The following is a 19,801-nucleotide window of genomic DNA, read 5'->3' on the forward strand; positions in this document are numbered from 1 at the left end:
TAAAAAAGGGTAGCTACCGCCGGTCGGGCCGCTCGGAGCGGGCAGGGGGCGTGGGCGGTTGGGGCGGTGTCGCGCCCTCCAGCCAGAACTGCATGGGCTCGCCCAGTTCAGAGCGTTGCATCTCGAACTGCCAGCCCGAATGCGCGCGTGCGCGGGCCAGCTCGGCCTGTGCGCGGGCCGCTTCGCGCAAGGCTTCGCGCGCGGTCTCCATCGCCTCACGTTCAAGCCCGCCAGCGGCCATGGCACGCGACTGCACGCTGGCCAGCGCATCGGCAAAGGCTTCCTGGGCGGCTTCCAGCTGCGCCAGACGGCGCGCCTCGGCTTCAGCGATAAAGGCGCGCTCATCCACCGGACGGATGCCGGGCGGGGCGTCCTCACAGGCAGCCAGCGTAATATTCATGTTGTCAGGCAGGCGCGTTGTTTCGTCACCGCACGCCTTTTCCAGCAATTGCGCGGTCAGGCCCAGCGTGCGTGACAGGTCCACGCCGGTCAGGTTTACCGAGCGGAAGCGCGCGCCGGTCAAATTGGCCCCGCGCAGGCGTGCGCCGGTCAGGTCCACATGATCGAGGAATGCGCCTTCCATTGCGGCGTCGCGCAAGTTTGCCTGGTGCATGATGATGTGCTGCATCACCACATTGGTCAGGCGCGCATTGTTCAGATTGGCCGCGCGCATATCGCTGGAGCGTATCGTGGCCGCGCTCAGATCGGCATCGCGCAGATTGGCCCCCTGCAGGCTTACCTGCACAAGGCTGGCCCCGGTCATGCGCACATTGCTGACATTGGCACCCTGCAGCGTCACCTGATGGGCGCGCATGTCGGTCATGTTGGCGTCTGCCAGATTAGCGCTGCTCATCGTCACGTTAGACAGGCGCACCTCGCGCATGGACGCATCAGAGAAATTCGCGCCATCAAGGCGCATATTGGCAAAGCGCGCGCCGAGCAATTGCGCGCCGGAAAAATCGGCGCTGGCGAAATTGCCGCGATAGAGATGGGCGCCGGCCAGATTGGCGTCGCTGAAATCGCATGAGGCGCACTCACCGCCAATGACCAGGCGGCGCTGTGGATCAGCGTCGCGCTCGGCGCGGACGGTTTGCGCGTTTTCCGCCAGATCGCCAGCCGCTGCGAGCGGCGCGGTCAGCGCCGTCAGCGGAAAAAGCGCAGCAATGGCTAATATGCGCAACTTCATGCCCTTTTCCCTACTCCCCGGCGCAGGCAAGAGCGACTTAAATTGCAGTAATGGGAAATGTCTAGCGCGAAGCCGTGCACGCTGGAACGCGAAGAGTGCCCGGCAGGCGGGTGGAGGCGTCCCCGCAGGCGGTGTTGAGCTGGCTCTGGCTTAGCCCGCGCGCACCCTGCATTTCCGCGCCGGAAATATTCGCGCCGGTGAGGTTGGCGCCGGAAAAATCCGCGCCGCCAAAATAGCCGCCGACCAGCGTGGCGCGCTCCAGATTGGCCCCGGCAAAGCTGACCCCGGTAAACCGGCCGCCAAACAGATTGGCGATGGACAGATCGGCCTGTGCCAGCCGCGCATTATTCATGGTGGAGAGTGAGAGATCCGCCTGGCGCAGGCGCGAGCCTGAAAGGTCCACGCCCGGCAGGTTGCGATAGGCCAGATCCGCCTGGAACAGATTGCACCCGGTGCACGAAGCGCCCGCCTGCACGCGCGCAATCTCGCCGGCGTTTTGCGCGAGTGCGGGCGCGCCAGCGGCGATTGCCAAACTCAATGCGGCCAGAACCTGTTTCATCACGGCACATCCCTCTTCGGCCCTTGCGGGCTTTGGGGAAGGAACAAGCAAGAGCCGGGCCGGGGCGGGCTAAGGTGGAGAGGTCCACGGCAAAACGGGCAGAATCTTTGAAAATGCATCAATACCTTAGGTCTCCCGCCCGACGGGAGACCCAGCCTGTTCTTCAGGAACAGGTCGCCATGGATACCGGCGTCCCTGTTTTCACGTGGGCAGGCGGGGCGGCAGAGAGGTCTTCGCCTCATTTGCAGAGCCGGGTCCAGCTTCCAACCCCTACTCTATTCCATGGGTCCCCCGCCCTGACCGGAGTCCCCGGTAGAGGGAATTTCAAAGCCCCATACCTCCATCCCACGCGTCCCCCTCCTCTCCGCCCTTTTCGGCCGCACCCCCACGCCCCCCCACCCCCACCTCCACCTCCATACCTCGCTGCACCCGCGCGCCCACCTCCACCTCTCATCTCCCGCCCACTGCTCTCGACCCATTGTATTATCGCGCTAACACGTTATAGAGGTGTCACGGCGTGGTCTGGGGCGGCGTGGTCTGGTGCAGCGTGGCGAGGCTGGATGAGGTGTCCGGGTTAGCGGCGTCTGGCCCTGTGTTGGCCATCTCTCTGACGTCCGTACCAGCGATGTCTGGCCCAGCGACGTCCGCCCTGTGTCACCCGGCGGCGCAACAGGGCAGGCGCATACGGGCCGGGCTGGGCGGAGGGAGTGCCGGGCGTGGGAAGGACAATCTGCCGGGAGCCCGTATGGCGATGGCGGAAAAGGGATGAAAAGGAGGGCGTGATGCGCCTCGACAGGGAAACAAAGACCCGTGATTTCAACGCGCTGTGCGAGGCGCTACTGGCGGCAAAGGATGCAGGCGAGATGGCGCGCTTCCTCACCGACCTCACCACGCCCGGCGAGCGAGACGCGCTGGCCGAGCGCTGGCGCGTGGCGCAGCTGCTGGAGGCGGGCCGGTCCTACCGGGAGATCAGCGCCGAGACCGGCGTTTCCACCACAACGGTCACGCGCGTGGCGCGCTTCCTCGCGCAGGAACCGCACCAGGGCTACCGCCTGATCCTCGACCGCATGAAGGAAAAGACCCGATGAGCGCCGGACGCCTGACCCTGGCCGTGCAAAAGAGCGGCCGGCTCGCTGAAGGAGGGTTTGATCTCCTGAAACAGTCGGGCGTGAAGCTCGCCTATGCGCGTGACGCGCTGATGCGCCGGGCGGAGAATGTGCCGCTCGATCTGATGCTGATCCGCGATGATGATATCCCCAGCTTCGTCGCGTCCGGTGCGTGCGGGGTGGGCATTGTCGGTGAGAATGTGCTGGCCGAGGCGGCGGCGCGTTCGCCGCGCGTGGCGGGCTTGCAAATCGTCCAGCGGCTGGGATTTGCCAAATGCACGCTCAAACTCGCCGCGCCTCTGGAAGGGCCTGTGCAGTCGGTGGCAGATCTTGAGGGCCGCGCCATCGCCACCTCCTATCCCGCCCTGACGGCCAAATTCTTGGCAGAGCGCGGCATTTCAGCCGAGATCGTGGAGATGGGCGGCTCGGTAGAGGTCGCCCCGCGCATGAATATCGCCGATGCGATCTGCGATCTGGTCTCCACCGGTGCTACGCTGGAAGCCAATGGGCTGGCCGCGTTCGAGACCGTGCTGGAGAGCGAGGCGGTGCTGATCGCCAACCCGGAAGCCCTCAATGGCGGGGGCGCGACGCTGGACCTGCTGGTGGAGCGCTTCAAGGGCGTGATCGCCTCGCGCCAGACCAAATACATCCTTCTGAACGCCCCCAAAGACCGGCTGGACGAGATCCGCGCCGTGCTGCCCGGCGCCGATGCGCCAACCGTGGCCCCTGTGGTGGGCCGCGATGATGTGGTCGCTATCCATGCGGTGTGTACGGAGGAAGTGTTCTGGTCGACGCTGGAACAGATCAAGGCCGCGGGCGGGCGCTCCATCCTCGTCCTGCCGATCGAAAAGATGATGGCGTAAGCGATGAGCCTGCTGACCCGATATGTCTGGGCGGAGCTGTCGCCTGAGGAATGCGCGGCCCTGATGGCCCGTCCGAGCGACAGCTCGGATGCGTTTGCGGTGGCTGGCCGCATCCTCTCCGAGGTGCGCGCCGAGGGCGAAGCAGCCGTGCGCCGCTATGCGCAAGCACTCGATGGCTATGCGCCAGACGATTTCCGCGTACCGGTCAGTGATCTCAAAGCCGCTGCCGATGCGCTGGACGCGGAAGACAAGGGCGCGATCCTTGCTGCCGCCGATGCCGTGCGCCGCTATCACGCGCAGCAAGGATATAAATCCTATTGCCTCGAAACATGGCCCGGCGGCGTGGCGGAGCGGCGCGTCACGCCGCTGGACGTGGCCGGGCTTTACGTGCCTGCGGGCACCGCGCCGCTGGTCTCAACTTTGGTCATGCTGGCCATCCCCGCGCAAATCGCGGGCGTTTCCCGCATTGCCGTCCTCACCCCGCCAGTCGGGGAGGGCGGCCCGGACCGCACCATTCTTGGCGCGGCGGGCCTGCTTGGCCTTGATGAGGTGTATGCGCTTGGCGGCGCGCACGGGGTGGCGGCCCTCGGCCTTGGCGTTGCGGGCCTGCCCCGCGCTGACCGGATTTTCGGGCCCGGCAATGCCTATGTCGCAGCCGCCAAGGCCCTTCTCGCGCAGACGCCGGGCGGCGCGGCGACTGACCTTCCCGCGGGCCCGTCCGAGGTCATCATCATCGCCGATGACAGCGCGGACCCGGACTTTGTCGCCCTCGATCTGCTGGCCCAGGCAGAGCATGACCGGCTGGCTCAAGTCGTCCTCATCGCCTTCTCCGAAGGGTTCGTCGACCTGGTGGAAAGCGCTCTGAAAGCCCGCCTTGAGGGTCTGCCGAGGCGTGACATCGCGCTTGCGGCGCTTTCCGCGTCCAAGGCATTCCTCGTAAGGGATGAAGCGGACGCGGTGGCGGCCGCGAATGCCTATGCGGGCGAGCACCTCATCATCCAGACAGCCGATCCGGAAGCGCTCTGCGGTGAGATCCGCCACGCCGGGTCCATATTCATCGGTCCGTGGACGCCGGAGGCCGCTGGCGACTACGCCGCCGGGCCGAACCATGCCCTGCCCACTGCTGGCGCTGCGCGCGCCTATGGCGGGGTGAGTGTCGAGATGTTCCAGAAGACCACGAGCGTCTTGCGTTTCGAGGCGAGGGGCGCTGCCGCCATCGCGCCGGTGGTCGAGCGGCTGGCCGCCCTTGAAGGGCTGGACGCGCACCGGCTCGCCATGGCCGTGCGCCGGGAAAAGGCGCAAGAGGAGATGATCTGACATGAGCGCCATTATAGACCTCTCCAAAGGGGCGGGGATAAGGGCGGAACTATCCCGCAAAGCCCTCCTCGCCCGGCTGTCGGATATTCTGGGGTGCGACCCCGCCGCGCTCGTCCTCGCCCCGAACGCCGCTGCAGCGCAGCAAACGCTCGAAGGTGTGGATACATCCTTCGATGCCAGCCGTCTGGCTGAGGGCCTCGCGGCGCTGGAAAGCCCGTCGAAAGAAGGCGTTACGCTCTACCGGCTGGGCCGCGAGATCAGCGATAATGTGGTGATAGATACGCGAAATCCCGCGCTGGCGGCCAAACTCACCGTTAAATCGGCCCTGCCATACCCACATTTGGCCCCCGACATAGTATCGCGCCTCTCGCCAGCCGGGATTGCATCGGCGAAAGCTGAATGGGATCAGTATGTTTCGCTGATGTGTGTCTGTGCTGCGCGAATGGGTGAACTGACCGGGGCGCAGGTGGATAGAGAGGGGGATAAACTCACCCTTTCTGGCACCGATAAGGGCGCTCTGGCGCAGCGCCTCGCCGCTTTGGGGCTGAAGCTGGAGGAGACAAGCGAGGGCTTCACCGCCTGGGTGCTGACGCTCGCCGAAGCCAAGGCACTGGCCACCTATCTGGGTGGCCTCAAAGCCCCGCGTACGGCCTCCATCCGGCGCACCACGAAGGAAACCGACATCGCGCTTTTCATCGATCTCGACGGTGAGGGCGGGCGGTTTGAAACCGGCGTCCACTTCTTTGATCACATGCTGGAACAGGTCTCCCGCCATGGCGGCTTCCGCCTCGACGTGGTGTGCGAGGGCGATATTGAGGTCGATACCCACCACACGATCGAGGATGTGTGCCTGGCGCTGGGCGAGGCGATCCGCGTGGCGCTCGGCGACAAGGCCGGCATTGCCCGTTTTGGCTTTGCCCTGCCCATGGACGAGACGCGTGCGGGCGTCTGGATCGATCTGTCGGGGCGGCCTTTCTTGCGTTTCGATGGCGAGATTCCCGGCGAGCGGGTGGGGGATTACCCGGTGGATATGTGCGCGCACGCCTTCCGTTCGATTTCCGAAACCCTGAAAGCGGCCATCCATGTCGAGGTGAGCGGGGATAACCCCCACCACATGATCGAGGCGTGCTTCAAGGCGTTTGGCCGCGCGCTTCGCCAGGCCATCCGGATTGAGGGCGCCTCTATCCCCTCCACGAAGGGGGTATTGTGATGGGGTGCGGGGCTGGTTTGTCCATGCTTTCACCGCGCGTTTCACCGGCGAAAGCCGGTGCCCAGTTTCGTTTGCTGATGCTCCGCACATCCGTGCGTCGCTTCGGGCAAAAGTGCCCGGCGGCCGGTCGGCCTTGCGGACGGCGTTACGCCGTCCGAAGAGCGCGAACGCGCGCCCGCGACTTTTCGCGGAACATCGCAACGCGGATGCGTTGCGGAGCTAAAAGCTGGATCCCGGCTTGCGCCGGGAAAACGCAAGGGAGTTTGAACGGCAATATACCGTTGTCATGGCCCGGCTTGTCCGGGCCACCCATGCCTGAAAGCTCTGGATTACATGCACTTGGTAGGCATGGCTCCCCCGGACCGCTACGCGGCCGGAGGATGACAGAGGTGATGGAATGACCCTCGCCCTCATCGATACCTCGACCGCGAATATCGCCTCCGTGCGCTATGCGCTGAACCGGCTCGGCGTCGAACCTGTCCTCGCCGCCACACCGGGAGAGGCGGCGCGCGCGGACAAACTTATCCTGCCGGGCGTGGGCGCGGCTGGCCCCGCAATGCGCGCGCTGGAGGCTAGCGGCTGGGCCGATGCCCTGCGATCCGACACCCGGCCCCTGCTAGGTGTGTGCCTGGGTATGCAGCTTCTGTTCGGGGAAAGTGACGAGGATAGCGGCGCAGGTGCTCCCGTTTCCCTGCTGGGGCTTATCCCCGGCCGGGTGGAGCGTCTGGGCCCGTCTGATGCGGGTCCGTGGCCGCACATGGGCTGGAATACCCTCAGCTTTCAGCCCGGTTCAGACCCGCTTCTGACCGGGATAGAGGAGGGGGCGCATGTCTATTTTGTCCACGGGTTTTACGTGCCCGAAGGCGCATCGACCCTCGCCACGACGGCTTACGGAACGCGGATAAGCGCGATGGTCCGTCATGGACACATTGCCGGCTGCCAGTTCCACCCCGAACGCTCCGGCGCTGTCGGCGCGCGTATATTGTCCAATTTTATCAAGGGTTAAAGCGTGATACTTTATCCAGCCATAGATGTCCTCGAGGGGCGGGTAGTGCGCCTGGCAAAGGGGGATTTCGCCGCCGTTACCGACTATGGCGATGACCCCGCAGCCGTGGCTCGCAGCTACCTCAAAGCGGGGGCAGAATGGCTGCATCTGGTTGATCTGTCCGGCGCGCGCGACGGCAAGAGGCGGCAGTTATCCCTCGTCGAGAGCGTGGCCGCGACGGGCATCAAGGTGCAGACGGGCGGCGGCGTACGCACGGGCGAAGACATTGAATCATTGCTGGATTCTGGCGCATCGCGGGTGGTGATCGGCTCGCTCGCCGTCACCGATCCTGCGCGGGTTTCGGGCTGGCTTGTCCGCTATGGGGCAGGGGCTATTGCCGCCGCTTTCGATGTGCGCATGAAGGGGGATATCCCCATCCCGGTGGTCAAGGGCTGGACCGAGGAAGCGGGGATAACGTTGGGGGAGTTGCTGCAAGCCTATCAACGCCACGGGCTGCGCCATGCGCTGGCGACCGACACCGGGCGGGACGGCATGCTGGAGGGCATTAATATCCCGCTTTATCAGAGCCTTGTGGCCTCCCGGCCAGAGATCGCCTGGCAGGCTTCCGGCGGTGTCGCCACGCTGAATGATATCCGGCAGGCCAAGACCCTCAAAATGGGCGGAGTAATCATCGGCCGCGCCCTCTTTGAGGGCCGCTTCACGCTCTCCGAGGCGCTGGCATGCTAGCCCGGCGCATCATTCCCTGCCTCGATGTGCGCGATGGCAAGGTGGTCAAGGGCGTGCGCTTCAAGGATCACGAGGTGGTCGGCGATATTGTAGATCTGGCAAGGCTTTACGCCAAGCAGGGGGCGGACGAGCTGGTCTTCTATGACATCTCGGCCAGCCCTGAGGGCCGGGAGGTGGAGCCCCTCTGGGTGGGCCGCGTGGCGCAGGTGATCGACATACCGTTCTGCGTGGCCGGCGGCATACGGTCAGTAGCGGCGGCCCGTGCGCGCCTGCATGCGGGGGCAGACAAGATATCCATCAACACCCCGGCCCTTGAAAACCCCAATCTGATCAATGCGCTGGCGGAAGAATTTGGCAGCCAGTGTGTGGTTGTCGGCATGGATAGCCGAAAAATTGGGGGGATAAACCGGCTCCACCAATATACCGGCGACCCGGACCGGACCCTGACCAGCGAACGCGACACGCTATCATGGATAAAAGAGGTGATAGAGCGCGGGGCGGGCGAGATCGTGCTCAATTGCATGGACCAGGACGGCGTGCGCCAAGGCTATGATATTGAACAGCTAATTGCCGCCCGTGAGGTGTGTTCAGTACCCTTGATTGCGTCTGGCGGGGCGGGCGCGATGGACCATTTCACGGACGCGTTCAAAAAGGCCAATGTTGACGGGGCGTTAGCGGCCAGCGTCTTCCACAAGGGCGTGATTTCCATCCCCGATCTGAAAGCCTATCTCGCACAATCCGGCATCGAGGTGCGCCCATGAGCGATGAACTCTCCCCGCTTTCTGCGGAGCAAATCGACTTTGAAAAGGGTGGCGGGCTGGTGCCTGCCATCGTCCAGCACGCCGCGACCGGCGAGGTGCTGATGCTGGGTTATATGAACGCCGAGGCGCTGGAGGTGACGCAAGCAAAGGGCCTCGTAACCTTCTGGTCGCGCTCGAAAAACCGGCTCTGGACCAAGGGCGAGACCTCCGGCGATGTGTTGCGCCTGGCTGGCCTCGCCGTTGATTGCGATCGTGACGCGCTGCTGGTGCAGGCGGTCCCCGAGGGGCCGACCTGTCACCTGGGCACGCGCTCCTGCTTTGGTGATTATCCCGGCCCGGCGCTGGCTTTCATCGGTGAGCTAACGGCAATCGTGGATAGAAGGGCGGATAGTTCGCCGGAGGAAAGCTATACCGCCCGGCTATTGGCCAAGGGAATCAATAAGGTAGCGCAAAAACTGGGGGAGGAGGGCGTCGAGACGGCGCTCGCTGGCGTTTGCGAGGATAACTCCGCCCTGACGGGCGAGGCGGCGGACCTGATTTTCCACCTCACTGTCCTTTTAAAAGCGCGCGGACTATCCCTCACCGACGTCGCGGAGGAATTGAAGCGCCGCCACGAAAAGACGTGACGGCGCCTGCACTTGTCTACTCGGCGGTGGGCCTGCGCCGGGCCGGATTGCGGAATGTGTCCCCGAAGAAGACGGCATTTGTCAGTACGCGCGCCGAGCCGCGGAAATAGGCGCGGAAATAGGGATTGTCTGCAAACAGGATCACCGCGCCGCGCCCGCGCCGCTCGGCATGCACCGCGCCAAGTCCTTGTAAGGCTTGGATGTTTGCTTGCGAGGTGTAGCCGGACAGCAGGCCATTTCGGCTATAACGTACTGGAATCGCAAAGGGATTGTCGCCCGGCGCAAAGCCCCGCGTGCTTTGGCGTTGCACTGGCAGGCGGCTTGAGGTCAGCCCGTAGAGCAGCGGATGGGAGAGATCCACATCTGTGCCGAAGATAGCGCCGGAGATACGCTCCTCGGTATCCCACTGGGACAGGGTGTCATAGGCGAGGGCATTATTGCCCCCATTGTCCCCGCTTCTCTCCGCCCAGCTGGCAGCCGTGAGGCTATTGCGGATGGCAAAATCGGCCCCGCCCTGAATGCCGATCAGCACGCCGCCGGCACGCGTCCATTGCCCCAGCCGTTCGGCGTCGGCCTCGTCAAGCCCGCCATAGCCACCGTTGGGCAGGATGATATGGGTGTAGCGGCTGAGATCAGCGCGGGCGAACTCGCTGATATCAATCATGGAAACCGGCATGTTCAGTTCGTGGTCGAACAGGTGCCAGATTTCGCCGGTTGCGTTTACATCCTGCTCGCGCCCGGTGAGCAGCAATATCTCCGGACGGCGCACATTGCTCAGCGCAAAGCCGCCCAGATCAGAGCCCTGACGCGTCGCCCCGCTGGTGGCCGCGATCACGCGCACGCCGTCTCCGGCTGTCCTCTGGACAAGGGCGTGGACAGTATCGGGATCGACGTCCTGCTGGCGCACCTGAATGACCACCGAACCGCGCGGGACAGAGACCTCTCCATCCGCCGTAGCTACGGTGATGGCATCAGGCACCATGCGGGCGCGGATGCCTGCCTCCAGGAAGCGGTAGAGCGCGCGCGGCGCATAAAAGTTAGTCCAGTCAATGACATAGGCATAATCGGTGCGCTCAGGGGCCGGGACGGCCCGGTCAGCCGGAGTGACGCGCTCACCGGCGAGGTTCGGCGCAAAGAGTCCGGGGCGAACCGCAGCAAAATCAAGGCCATAGGCCAAGGGTTGGGTCCAGCCGGAGACATCGTAGAACTCGGTCATGTCGTCGACGATGCGGGTTTCGAACAGGGCTTCGACCACGCGGAACTCGCGCTGGCGGACCAGTACTACATAGCTGTTTGAGGGGTCGAAATCTGTATTGCTCAGCCGGGTGCGTTCTCTGAGGCGATGAACCTCGATGCCATGAACATCCAGCATATCGAGGAAATCATTGAGTCTTCCGCTATCGGCGGAGCTGAACACATAGGCTAGATTGGGCGCGGCGTTCGCCAGCCGGGCGCTCTCGCGATAGAAATCGCGCTGGAAGGATAGAAGCCGTTCGCGATTGGCAAGGCCGGCGCGGATCAGGGCCAGGCCGACACGGGCCTGCTGGCCTACCTTCTCGTCGTAACGCAATGTTCCAAATTCGGTTTCCTGAACGATGCCGCGCACCGAGCTCTGCTCGAACAGATAAGGCACCGAGCCGACCAGACCGGGATAGCTGGAGCCATAGCCGAGATAGAAATCGTCGAAAAACTCCTCGCTGACATAGAGCGCGCCCTCGCTGTCCAGCTGCTCGCTAAGGAAGCTGTTCATGCGCTGGTTAAGTTCAAGTCCGGCCCTAGAAAGCAGAGGGTGCAGGCCGTCGGGCGGACCGGGAGAGAAGAAATAGGTGCTGTTCGGCCACATCTCATGGAAGTCCCCGGCTATATTGGGCATCCATTCACGCGTCGCGCGCACCAGCGCCACCGCTTCGGGCTGGGTTACGGGCAGCCATTGGCGGTTCAGGTCAAACCAGTAATGGTTCGTCCGCCCCCACGGCCATTCATTGAAGTGCTCGCGGTGCTGCGGATCGGCCACCGGCACCCGCGCCCGGTGCATATTGGTCCAGCTGGCAAAGCGCTCCGCGCCGTCCGGGTTGATCGGGCCGATCAGGTGGATCACGGAACGATCAAGCATATCAGTCACTTCCGCACCCTGTCCGGCGGCCAGGAAGTAGAGAAGCGGCATGATGACGTCGGAGGCCGAGGGCTCTGATCCGTGCACGCCATGCGTGAACTGGATCACCACCGGGTGGTCGTCCGGGATGGCGGCGGTGTTGCCGGCGGCGGAGATGGCGTGCTGGGCCTCGCGGATCTCGTCCAGCCGCGCGTGGTTCTCTGGTGACGTAATTGTGACCCGCATGATCGGGCGGCCGAAATGGGAGCGGCCGACACTGTCGACCGTCACCCGATCTGACGTGGAGGCTAGCGTCCGCATATAGGCGGCGATCATGTCGGGGGTGTAAATGATCTCGCCAACGGCAAAACCAGTGACGTCTTCGGGCAAGGGGACTGCGCTGTCGTACTCGACATCCTGGCCTATAAGCTCAACTAACGCTCTGGGCTCATAGGCCAGAGCCTTGGCCGGCAACGCGAAAACAGCGACCAGGCCGACCAGGAGGCACCGGAAAAGACTCATGATTTCAACCCCCGAAAAAACTGGCGTAACCCTAGGCTGGCAAGGCCTTGCGTCAAGCGCGGCGCGCGCCTGTGCACTGGTGCTGGCCGCTGCCGGCGGCAGCGCGATGGCGCAGGATGTGCCGGGCAGGGTGGCAGACGAGGTGATCGTGGTCAGCGCCACGCGCAGTGCTCAGGTCCGCGACAGCTCGGCAGTGCCGGTGGCGGTGATCGATGCCGACACGATCCAGACCGTGGGCGCCCAGCACGTGGCCGAACTGCTCAACCGCGCGCCGGGGGTTCATATCCATCGCGGCAATGGAGCAGAGCATCTCACCGCCATCCGCTCGCCAGTGTTGAGCGCTGGCGCGGGCGCGGGATCGTTTCTCTATCTTGAAGACGGGATTTCCCTGCGCGCGCCTGCCTTTGCCAATATTAACGGCCTGTTCGAGGCGGTAGACGAGCTGGCCGGACGGGTGGAGATCATTCGCGGGCCGGGCGGTGCGGTCTATGGTTCCAACGCGCTGCATGGCCTGGTCAATGTCATCACGCCGGACCCGGCCCTTGCCCCCCGCAGGGCGGAGCTGGAAGTGGGCAGCTATGGGCGCGTGCGCGTCACGGCAGAGGCCAGCGGCGCAACCCGCCTTGGCGATGGCTATATCGGGCTTTCCGTGCGCTCTGAAGACGGGTGGCGGGACGATGCCTCCTTGTTGCGTGCCGGCCTTCAGACGCGTCTGGACTGGGGGCAGGGGCCGACGCGCTGGAGCGCGCGCGCCAGCATGATCCATCTGGAGCAGGAAACCGCGACCTTCGTGAACGGGTTTGAAGCCTATCGCGATGAAGCGCTGTCGCGGCGCAATTCAAACCCTGAAGCGTTCCGCGATGCGCGCGCTTTGCGGGTCAGCCTGCACGCCGATCACGCCATATCGGAGCTGTGGAGCCTTTCAGGGGCCGTCTATGCGCGCAGCAATGATATGGAGTTCCGGCTTCATTTCCTGCCCTCGCGCGCGCTGGAATTTACCGGCCATGACAGTATCGGAGCACAGTCCGCCCTGACGCGCCAGACATCGCAAGGCAGCCTGACCATCGGCGCGGATGGCGAGTGGACGCGCGGCTATCTGATCGAGGATCAGACCCTTCCGAGCTTCGGCGCGTTCCCGCAAGGCATCCATTACGATTATGACGTGGAGGCGCTGACCGGCGCGGTGTTCGCGATGGGCCGCCACGCCCTCACCGACGTGCTGGAGATTGAAGGTGGAGCGCGGCTGGAGACCACCCGGTTTGACTACACCAACAACACCGATGACGGCGCGATAGGGCGCTTCCTGCGTCTGCCGGACCGCTCCGACAGCTTCACGACTTTTGCGCCCCATGCGGGGCTTGTGTGGCGCTTTGCAGACAATTGGCGGGCGTTTGCGCGTGCCGCGCGCGGCGTGCGTGCACCGCAGACCGACGAGCTCTACCGGCTTCAGCCCGGTCAGGAGATCGACAATATCGAACCCGAAGTGCTCGACAGCCTGGAGGCGGGCCTGCGCCTGTCGCATCCTGACGGTCTGGCGCTGGAGCTGACCGCCTTCACCATGATCAAGCGCAATGTGTTCTTCCGTGATGCGGACGGCCTCAATGTCACGGACGGGCGCACGACACATGAGGGTGTGGAGATTGAGGCCGTGTGGCCACTCACAGACCGGCTTACGCTTTCCGGCGCGCTCACTTGGGCCATTCACAATTACGATTTTGACCGCCCGGTGGGGCAGGCATTCGAGGTGATCGAGCGCGGCAACCGCGTGGATACCGCGCCGGAATGGCTGTGGAATCTGCGGGCGAACTGGCAACCGGTGGACGCGGTTCGCCTCGAAGCCGAATGGGTGCATGTGGGCGAGTATTTCGCCGATGCGGCCAATGATGCGGTCTATGCCGGTCACCATCTGGTCAATCTGCGCGGCGCGATGCAGGTGCGCGAGGGCGTGGAGCTCTTCACCTCGCTGCGCAACGCGGCCAATACACGCTATGCCGAGCGCGCCGACTTTGCCTTTGGCGGCTATCGCTATTTCCCCGGTGAGCCGCGTACCGTGTCGCTTGGCGTGCGGATAAGGGGATAGCTTGCCAGTCCTCAATCTCGCGAGTTGCGGCGAGGTGAGCTACAACGCAGCCCGAACTTGCCCCGCCAGCCGGTCGCGGCTAGCAAGCGGGGCAGCGCAGATATTTTTCTGAAAGGAAATCCCATGCCCCGTCAGACTGGTGCCCAGCACCTCGCCGATGCCTTGCTTGCCAATGGTGCCGATCTGGCCTTTGGCGTGCCGGGTGAGAGCTATCTGGCGCTGCTGGACGCCATTTACGACAAGGGCAAGGATTTCCGCTTCATCACCTGCCGTCAGGAGGCGGGTGCGGCCAATATGGCGGAAGCCCATGGCAAGCTGACGGGGCGTCCCGGCATCTGCATGGTCACGCGCGGACCCGGCGCCACGCAAGCCAGCGTCGGTGTCCACACGGCGTTTCAGGACTCCACGCCGATGATCCTGCTCATCGGACAGGTGGCGCGCGACATGAAGGATCGCGAAGCCTTTCAGGAAGTCGACTACACGCATTTCTTCCGCGATCAGTGCAAATGGGTGGCCGAGATAAACGATCCCGCCCGCGTGCCCGAATACATGGCCAGAGCCTTCGCCACTGCGATGAATGGCCGTCCCGGCCCTGTGGTTCTGTCGCTGCCTGAAGACATGCTCACCGAGGTGGCCGACGCGCCGGCCATCCGCAGGGTGGAAACCGCTCATGCCGCGCCTGCGCCGGGCGATATCGCGAGGCTCGAAGCCCTGCTGGCAGAGGCGAAGCGTCCGTTCGTGATTTATGGCGGCACCAAGTGGAGCGGCGAGACGGTGGAGAAGGCGCGCCGCTTCGCCGAAAACAATGATCTGCCCGTGGCGTGCTCCTTCCGCTCCAAGGATCATTACAACAATATGGGCCCGAACTATGCCGGTGATCTCGGCGTCGGGCCCAACCCGAAGCTTGTGGACCGGGTGAAGGGGGCAGACCTTCTGATCGTGTTCGGCCCGCGCCTCGGCGAGATGACGACCTCGGGCTATTCCATTCTAAAACCGCCCGTTCTGGAGGGCCAGACGCTGGTTCATATCCATCCCGGCGCGCAGGAGCTGGGCCGCGTTTACCAGCCTGATCTTGCCATTAACGCCACGGTGGCGGCTGCCGCTGACGCGCTCGCCCACATCAAGGTGGATTCCAGCGCCTGGGCCGGTGAGGCCGCTGCCGCACACGAGGAGTTTCTGGCTTTCTCCTCGGTCGTAGAGGTGAAGCGCGGCTTCAACCTCTCGAAAATGTTCTGCTGGCTGTCGGACAATCTGCCCGAAAGCGCGATCCTCACCAATGGCGCAGGCAATTACGCCGCCTGGCTGCATCGCTTTTACCGCCACAAGCAATGCCGCACCCAGCTGGGGCCGACCTCCGGCGCGATGGGCTATGGCGTGCCCGCGGGCATCGCAGCCAAGCTCGCCAAGCCGGACGCGCTGGTCGTCTCGGTTAATGGCGATGGCTGCTTCCTGATGTGTGGGCAGGAGCTGGCGACCGCCGCGCAGTACGGCGCGAATGTCATCTTCATCGTCGCCGATAATGGCGCCTATGGCACGATCCGCATGCATCAGGAACGCGAATATCCGGGCCGCGTCTCAGGAACCGAGCTGAAAAATCCGGACTTTGTGGCCTACGCCAAGAGCTTTGGCTGTGAAGGCATACGCGTGGAGTCGTTCGACAATTTCCCCGCCGCCTTCGAGCAGGCGAAAAATTGCGGCAAGCCGGCGCTTCTCCACCTGATCTGTGATGTGGAAGAGATCGCGCCGGGGCGGACTATTTCGGCTCTGAGGGGGAAGTAGGGGGATCTTACATAAGTGTCATGGCCCGGTTTATCCGGGCCACCCATGCCTGAGGGGTTGCTTTCCCCTCGCCCTTCGAGACGTTCGCTTCGCTCACCCTCAGGGTGAGGGAAAAGCACACCTAAGCCCTCATCCTAGCGGACGCAGTGGCGCTCGAAGGACGAGGGCGTAGTTTCTTTACAGGCATGGATCACCCGCATAATGCGGGTGATGACAGCGTATTCTTACTCCCGCTTCTTGCCGTCGAGATCGCGGGCGGCCTTGTCGGTCTCGGCCTTGCGTTTCAGCTTTTCCGCCTTCGTCTGGCCAAAGGCGGCGCGATTGGCGGCAGCGTCCTTGGCTGCCGCCGCTCTGGCCTTGCGCTTGCGCGCGGTACGAAGATTGACGATTTCGGCCAATTATTTCGGTCCGATCATCTGCTCGGGGCGCACCACCTCGTCAAATTCTTCCGAAGTGACAAAGCCGAGCCGGATCGCTTCCTCGCGCAGGGTGGTGCCGTTCTTGTGCGCGGTCTTGGCGACCGTCGTCGCATTGTCATAGCCGATCTTCGGGGCCAGCGCCGTCACCAGCATGAGCGAGCGCTCCATGATGTCGGCGATGCGCGCCTCATTGGCCTCGATGCCGACCACGCAGTTCTCGGTGAAGCTGATCGCCGCGTCGGCCAGCAGGCGCGTGGAGGTCAGCACGTTGTAGATCATCACCGGCTTGAACACGTTGAGCTGGAAATGGCCCTGGCTGCCGGCGAACGTGACGGCGGCGTTATTGCCCATGACCTGCGTGCAGACCATGGTCATCGCCTCGCACTGGGTGGGGTTCACCTTGCCCGGCATGATGGACGAGCCCGGCTCGTTTTCAGGCAGGGACAGCTCGCCAATGCCGCAGCGCGGGCCGGAGCCCAGAAGCCGGATATCATTGGCAATCTTGAACAGCGATACGGCAAGCGAGTTCAGCGCGCCATGTGCCTCCACCAGCGCGTCCTTGGTGGCGAGCGCCTCGAACTTGTTGGGCGCCGTCACGAAGGGCAGGCCGGTCAGCTTGGCGACTTCCTCGGCAAACTTCACATCAAAGCCCGGCTTCGCGTTGAGGCCGGTGCCAACCGCCGTGCCGCCTTGCGCCAGCTCGTAAAGCGCGGGCAGGGCCGCTTCCACGCGGCGGATGCCGTTATCGACCATCGCCACATAGGCGGAAAATTCCTGACCCAGCGTGATCGGCGTCGCGTCCATCAAATGCGTGCGGCCGATCTTGATGATGTCCTTGAAGGCATCCGACTTGGCTTTCAGCGCATCGCGCAGGGTTTTGAGGGCGGGCACGAGCGTTGAGTGCATTTCGCGCGCAGCGGCGATGTGGGTCGCCGTCGGGAACACGTCATTGGAGGACTGGGAGCGGTTCACATGGTCGTTGGGGTGGACCGGGTCTTTCGAGCCCATCTCCCCGCCCAGCATCTCGATCGCGCGGTTGGAGATCACCTCGTTGGAATTCATGTTTGACTGGGTGCCGGAACCGGTCTGCCAGACGACCAGCGGAAAATGATCGTCCAGCTTGCCTTCAGCCACTTCCAGCGCCGCCGCTGCAATGGCGTTGCCGAGCTTGGGATCGATATTGTCCAGCGCCATGTTGGCCTTGGCGGCACAATGCTTGACCACGCCCAGCGCGCGCACCAGCGGGACCGGCATGGTCTGGCCGCCAATCTTGAAATTGATCAGCGAGCGGGCGGTCTGCGCGCCGTAATACCTGTCGGCGGGAACCTGAAGCGGGCCAAAGGAGTCGGTCTCGGTGCGCATGGCAGACATGGTGTTCCTCAGCGGGTCTGGTTTGCCTGTGCGCCTTGCCACAAGACCAAAGCGCGCAGACACTGGTGAATATATCGAATCGGGTGTGTAGCATCGGGCCATGAGGGATCAAGCCGCAGACGGCTACGCACTGCAGGATGAGGGCCTTGAATGGTCCGGGAGAGGGAAGGTGCAGGTAGCCACGCCAACAGGATCGCTTCATCTGCGGGTCGATGCGCTGACCTCGCAGTCGCGCCGCTTCAAGACGCTGATCGGGGAGTTCTTCCGCACCGAGTTCAAGCGCGTGCGCCCGAAATGGGGACCGTATGAGGTCACCATCATCATCGAGCGCACCGAAAGCTCACCCGTCCATGATGTCGACAATGTCGCCAAGGCGGTACTGGACGCGCTGACCGGCGTCGTCTTCCACGATGACAGCCAGGTGGAGCGCCTGCACGTCGAAAAGGTGCTGGGTGAGCGGGCGCGTGTGCGCGTACGCGCCGTGCCGCTGGTGCCGGAAGCGGCCTGAGGCAAACTCACGGAAGGCCGAAGAATGGCCCTGAGCGATAGTCCTGACACCGCCACCGGTCTGCCGCCTGTCCTGTGCTTTGCCATGGACGGTAAAGGCGCAGCCGAAGCGGCCTCTCTCGATGCGCTAACCCCTTCCGATGATGTTCTGAAGACAGAAAGCAAGGGCAAGGGACGCCGGCCCTTCGTGTGGGTGCATCTACAACGTGAAGACCCGCGCACTCAGCCCTGGCTGGAGAGCGAAAGCGGGCTGGACAGCTTCCTGCAATCGGCATTGCTGGCTGATGATACGCGCCCGCGCTGCACCGTTCATGGGGAAGGGGCCATCATCATCCTGCGCGGGGTAAACCTGATGGAGGGTGCCGAGCCGGAGGACATGGTCTCGGTCCGGCTGTGGGTGGACCGTTCGCGGGTGATCGGGGTGTGGGTGCGTCCGCTGCATGCGGTTGGCGATCTTGTTGGCGCGATTGAGCGCGGGATTGCGCCGGTCAGTCCCGGTGAGCTGGTGGCCAAGCTGGCCCAGCGGCTTGCCGACCGGATGGAGCCCCATGTCGGCGAGCTTCATGATGAGCTGGATGATTTCGAAGATGCCCTGCTGGAAGAGGAGGCGGTCCAGCGCGGGGCGCTGGCGAAGGTTCGCCGCCGGGCGATCCGCCTGCGCCGCTATATCGGCCCGCAGCGTGATGCGCTGACCACGCTCTCCATCGAGGATTTGAGCTGGCTGATCGACCGGGACCGCTCGCGGGTGCGTGAGGCCGCCGACAAGACGACCCGCGTGCTCGAAGAACTGGAAGCGGTGCGCGAACGGGCCGCGCTGATCCAGGATCAGATCGTCGAGGCGCGCGGCGCGAAAATGGATCGCTATATGGTGCTGCTGTCGGCGCTGGCGGCGATCTTCCTGCCGCTGACGCTCTTTACCGGCCTGCTCGGCATCAATGTCGAAGGCATCCCGTTCGCCGAGGAGGAATGGGCGTTTGCGGCTGTCACCGGGCTCATCATCGTGGCCGCGGTGATCCTCACCTACGTTTTCAGGAAGATGAAGCTGCTCTGACGGGGAGGCGCTTAAGCCGAACCTCAGTCCTTCTTGCGGAAGGCGTCCAGGCTGACCACGGTGCCTTCTTCGCCGTCAGCGCCGCCACCACCGGCCGCCACGCTGGGTGCCGCGCCATTGGCTGCGTCGGGTGCCTCATAGTCAAAATGCAGATGGAAGCCGACGGCCGGATCGTGGAAGCGCGTCACCGCCCGATAGGGGACTTTGAGGTATTTCGGTACGCCGCCGAATTTCAGCGTCACCTCGAAATATTCTTCTTCCGCCGCGAGATCCCAGAACTGGTGTTCCAGCACGACCGTCATCTCGTCGGGATAGGCTTCGGCCAGGCTGGGGTCGATGTCACAGCCCGGATCAGAGGTCTTGAAGGAGATGTAGAAATGGTGGGCGCCGGGCAGACCTTCGGGGCTGCCGGCCTTGTTGAGCGCCTGACGGATCACGCCGCGCAACGCGTCCTGCGCAAGCCGGTCATACCGCATCAGGTCCTTGCTCACCGCGTCTCCCCCTGCCTTGAGCTTTCTTAACCGAGCCTAGCCGACGCGTTCCTTGCGTCAATCGGTCAACACTGTTGGCACATTCGCCAATAGCCGGAGCGGCCTTGCTGCGTTAAACATCGCCGCATG

Annotated in this window: 18 protein-coding genes; 12 read left to right on the forward strand and 6 right to left on the reverse strand. The window is 63.9% G+C overall.

Annotated elements, in window-relative coordinates; genetic code table 11:
* Positions 1-13 precede the first annotated feature (13 nt).
* Entirely contained in the window at positions 14-1,186 is a 1,173-nt protein-coding gene (locus ACQ5ID_RS02770) for a pentapeptide repeat-containing protein (protein WP_429910950.1), read from the reverse strand.
* Positions 1,187-1,247: 61 nt separating this feature from the next.
* Positions 1,248-1,745, reverse strand: a complete 498-nt coding sequence (locus ACQ5ID_RS02775) for a pentapeptide repeat-containing protein (RefSeq protein ID WP_429910951.1) — start codon at positions 1,743-1,745, stop codon at positions 1,248-1,250.
* A gap of 782 nt (positions 1,746-2,527) precedes the next feature.
* Here ACQ5ID_RS02775 and ACQ5ID_RS02780 point away from each other — a divergent pair.
* The 8 genes from ACQ5ID_RS02780 to hisIE all read left to right on the forward strand — a co-directional run bounded on the left by ACQ5ID_RS02780 (position 2,528) and on the right by hisIE (position 9,360).
* Positions 2,528-2,833, forward strand: coding sequence for a YerC/YecD family TrpR-related protein (locus ACQ5ID_RS02780; RefSeq protein WP_429910952.1), 306 nt, complete (start codon positions 2,528-2,530; stop codon positions 2,831-2,833).
* On the forward strand, positions 2,830-3,714 hold the full coding sequence (gene hisG / locus ACQ5ID_RS02785; protein ID WP_429910953.1) for an ATP phosphoribosyltransferase: 885 nt from the start codon (positions 2,830-2,832) through the stop codon (positions 3,712-3,714). Before ACQ5ID_RS02780 ends, hisG begins: the two co-directional genes overlap by 4 nt.
* Positions 3,715-3,717: 3 nt before the next feature.
* Positions 3,718-5,031 carry a histidinol dehydrogenase gene (gene hisD / locus ACQ5ID_RS02790; protein WP_429910954.1) on the forward strand — a complete coding sequence of 438 codons (1,314 nt, stop codon included), beginning with the start codon at positions 3,718-3,720 and terminating at the stop codon, positions 5,029-5,031.
* 1 nt (position 5,032) lies between these two features.
* Positions 5,033-6,241, forward strand: a complete 1,209-nt coding sequence (gene hisB / locus ACQ5ID_RS02795; RefSeq protein ID WP_429910955.1) for an imidazoleglycerol-phosphate dehydratase HisB — start codon at positions 5,033-5,035, stop codon at positions 6,239-6,241.
* 397 nt (positions 6,242-6,638) lie between these two features.
* Entirely contained in the window at positions 6,639-7,247 is a 609-nt protein-coding gene (hisH, locus tag ACQ5ID_RS02800) for an imidazole glycerol phosphate synthase subunit HisH (protein ID WP_429910956.1), read from the forward strand.
* A gap of 3 nt (positions 7,248-7,250) precedes the next feature.
* Positions 7,251-7,973 (forward strand): HisA/HisF-related TIM barrel protein, encoded by a 723-nt coding sequence (locus tag ACQ5ID_RS02805; RefSeq protein ID WP_429910957.1) that lies wholly within the window; start codon positions 7,251-7,253, stop codon positions 7,971-7,973.
* Positions 7,967-8,734, forward strand: coding sequence for an imidazole glycerol phosphate synthase subunit HisF (gene hisF / locus ACQ5ID_RS02810; RefSeq protein ID WP_429910958.1), 768 nt, complete (start codon positions 7,967-7,969; stop codon positions 8,732-8,734). Before ACQ5ID_RS02805 ends, hisF begins: the two co-directional genes overlap by 7 nt.
* Entirely contained in the window at positions 8,731-9,360 is a 630-nt protein-coding gene (hisIE, locus tag ACQ5ID_RS02815) for a bifunctional phosphoribosyl-AMP cyclohydrolase/phosphoribosyl-ATP diphosphatase HisIE (protein ID WP_429910959.1), read from the forward strand. The genes hisF and hisIE overlap by 4 nt, the downstream gene beginning before the upstream one ends.
* Positions 9,361-9,376: 16 nt before the next feature.
* On the opposite strand, the gene ACQ5ID_RS02820 is transcribed toward hisIE, so the two are convergent.
* Entirely contained in the window at positions 9,377-11,974 is a 2,598-nt protein-coding gene (locus ACQ5ID_RS02820) for a M14 family zinc carboxypeptidase (protein ID WP_429910960.1), read from the reverse strand.
* Here ACQ5ID_RS02820 and ACQ5ID_RS02825 point away from each other — a divergent pair.
* Both ACQ5ID_RS02825 and ACQ5ID_RS02830 read left to right on the forward strand, forming a co-directional pair.
* Positions 11,973-14,054: a TonB-dependent receptor gene (locus tag ACQ5ID_RS02825; protein WP_429910961.1), complete on the forward strand. Its 2,082-nt coding sequence runs from the start codon at positions 11,973-11,975 to the stop codon at positions 14,052-14,054. The genes ACQ5ID_RS02820 and ACQ5ID_RS02825 overlap by 2 nt on opposite strands.
* A 123-nt stretch (positions 14,055-14,177) precedes the next feature.
* Positions 14,178-15,833: a thiamine pyrophosphate-binding protein gene (locus tag ACQ5ID_RS02830; protein WP_429910962.1), complete on the forward strand. Its 1,656-nt coding sequence runs from the start codon at positions 14,178-14,180 to the stop codon at positions 15,831-15,833.
* 224 nt (positions 15,834-16,057) lie between these two features.
* Here the strand turns inward: ACQ5ID_RS02830 and ACQ5ID_RS02835 are convergent, their stop codons facing one another.
* Positions 16,058-16,231 (reverse strand): DUF4169 family protein, encoded by a 174-nt coding sequence (locus ACQ5ID_RS02835; protein WP_429910963.1) that lies wholly within the window; start codon positions 16,229-16,231, stop codon positions 16,058-16,060.
* Positions 16,232-17,623 carry a class II fumarate hydratase gene (gene fumC / locus ACQ5ID_RS02840; protein ID WP_429910964.1) on the reverse strand — a complete coding sequence of 464 codons (1,392 nt, stop codon included), beginning with the start codon at positions 17,621-17,623 and terminating at the stop codon, positions 16,232-16,234.
* A 100-nt stretch (positions 17,624-17,723) separates the two neighbouring features.
* Here fumC and ACQ5ID_RS02845 point away from each other — a divergent pair, with 100 nt between their 5' ends.
* Together ACQ5ID_RS02845 and ACQ5ID_RS02850 are read left to right on the forward strand one after the other, a co-directional pair.
* Positions 17,724-18,131 (forward strand): RusA family crossover junction endodeoxyribonuclease, encoded by a 408-nt coding sequence (locus ACQ5ID_RS02845; protein ID WP_429910965.1) that lies wholly within the window; start codon positions 17,724-17,726, stop codon positions 18,129-18,131.
* Between the two features lie 24 nt (positions 18,132-18,155).
* Complete coding sequence (locus tag ACQ5ID_RS02850; RefSeq protein ID WP_429910966.1) at positions 18,156-19,181, forward strand: zinc transporter ZntB; 1,026 nt, start codon at positions 18,156-18,158, stop codon at positions 19,179-19,181.
* Positions 19,182-19,204: 23 nt separating this feature from the next.
* Here the strand turns inward: ACQ5ID_RS02850 and ACQ5ID_RS02855 are convergent, their stop codons facing one another.
* Positions 19,205-19,657, reverse strand: a complete 453-nt coding sequence (locus tag ACQ5ID_RS02855; RefSeq protein ID WP_429911151.1) for an SspB family protein — start codon at positions 19,655-19,657, stop codon at positions 19,205-19,207.
* Positions 19,658-19,801: the final 144 nt, after the last annotated feature.

The organism is Glycocaulis sp. (assembly GCF_050485565.1).
Classification (GTDB): Bacteria; Pseudomonadota; Alphaproteobacteria; order Caulobacterales; family Maricaulaceae; genus Glycocaulis.

Coding starts and splice junctions, on each gene's coding strand:
- ACQ5ID_RS02770 (WP_429910950.1), bottom strand. CDS start 1,186: ATGAAGTTGCGCATATTAGCCATTGCTGCGCTTTTTCCGCTGACGGCG.
- ACQ5ID_RS02775 (WP_429910951.1), bottom strand. CDS start 1,745: ATGAAACAGGTTCTGGCCGCATTGAGTTTGGCAATCGCCGCTGGCGCG.
- ACQ5ID_RS02780 (WP_429910952.1), top strand. CDS start 2,528: ATGCGCCTCGACAGGGAAACAAAGACCCGTGATTTCAACGCGCTGTGC.
- hisG (WP_429910953.1), top strand. CDS start 2,830: ATGAGCGCCGGACGCCTGACCCTGGCCGTGCAAAAGAGCGGCCGGCTC.
- hisD (WP_429910954.1), top strand. CDS start 3,718: ATGAGCCTGCTGACCCGATATGTCTGGGCGGAGCTGTCGCCTGAGGAA.
- hisB (WP_429910955.1), top strand. CDS start 5,033: ATGAGCGCCATTATAGACCTCTCCAAAGGGGCGGGGATAAGGGCGGAA.
- hisH (WP_429910956.1), top strand. CDS start 6,639: ATGACCCTCGCCCTCATCGATACCTCGACCGCGAATATCGCCTCCGTG.
- hisF (WP_429910958.1), top strand. CDS start 7,967: ATGCTAGCCCGGCGCATCATTCCCTGCCTCGATGTGCGCGATGGCAAG.
- hisIE (WP_429910959.1), top strand. CDS start 8,731: ATGAGCGATGAACTCTCCCCGCTTTCTGCGGAGCAAATCGACTTTGAA.
- ACQ5ID_RS02825 (WP_429910961.1), top strand. CDS start 11,973: ATGATTTCAACCCCCGAAAAAACTGGCGTAACCCTAGGCTGGCAAGGC.
- ACQ5ID_RS02820 (WP_429910960.1), bottom strand. CDS start 11,974: ATGAGTCTTTTCCGGTGCCTCCTGGTCGGCCTGGTCGCTGTTTTCGCG.
- ACQ5ID_RS02830 (WP_429910962.1), top strand. CDS start 14,178: ATGCCCCGTCAGACTGGTGCCCAGCACCTCGCCGATGCCTTGCTTGCC.
- fumC (WP_429910964.1), bottom strand. CDS start 17,623: ATGTCTGCCATGCGCACCGAGACCGACTCCTTTGGCCCGCTTCAGGTT.
- ACQ5ID_RS02845 (WP_429910965.1), top strand. CDS start 17,724: ATGAGGGATCAAGCCGCAGACGGCTACGCACTGCAGGATGAGGGCCTT.
- ACQ5ID_RS02850 (WP_429910966.1), top strand. CDS start 18,156: ATGGCCCTGAGCGATAGTCCTGACACCGCCACCGGTCTGCCGCCTGTC.
- ACQ5ID_RS02855 (WP_429911151.1), bottom strand. CDS start 19,657: ATGCGGTATGACCGGCTTGCGCAGGACGCGTTGCGCGGCGTGATCCGT.